Source organism: Halorubrum sp. Atlit-8R (assembly GCF_003666025.1).
Classification (GTDB): domain Archaea; phylum Halobacteriota; class Halobacteria; order Halobacteriales; family Haloferacaceae; genus Halorubrum; species Halorubrum salinarum.
This window is the reverse complement of sequence record NZ_QPLV01000086.1, coordinates 1-433: the sequence shown is the minus strand read 5'-3', so window position 1 is coordinate 433 and position 433 is coordinate 1. Positions and strand designations below refer to the sequence as shown.

General features: G+C 64.2%; 1 protein-coding gene. It reads right to left on the bottom strand.

Translation table 11 applies throughout. The features are described from left to right. Nucleotides 1-57: 57 nt before the first annotated feature. The coding region (locus DVK05_RS16680) for an amidohydrolase family protein (RefSeq protein WP_147437863.1) at nt 58-433 on the bottom strand (376 nt) is incomplete at its 5' end.

The following is a 433-nucleotide window of genomic DNA, read 5'->3' as shown; positions in this document are numbered from 1 at the left end:
AAGGTGCGACGATGGCGGCCGTTCTCGCAAACTACCTGTTCGATTCGGTGCTGCGACTCAGTTGGTAGTCGGCGCTGCGTCGATGCGCTCGGCGACTTCCTGTGCCCGTTTCCGGATGTCGGTCGCATCCGCGCGGACGTGTTCTCCATCGTCGTAGAGGACATCGCCGTCAATCATCGTGAACACCACGTCGTCGCCGTGGGCGGAGAAGACGAGGTGCGACAGGACGTCGTGTATCGGCGTCGCACGGGTGAGGTCGGTCGTGAGACCGACGACATCGGCCTTCCACCCTTCGCGGAGACAGCCGACGCGGTCGAATCCGGCGGCTTTCGCGCCGTTTCTGGTCGCCATCTCGAACACGGTCGCTGCGGGCGTGCTCGTCGGGTCGAACGAATCGACTTTCTGGAGGAGGCTGGCCTGCCGCATCTCGGTG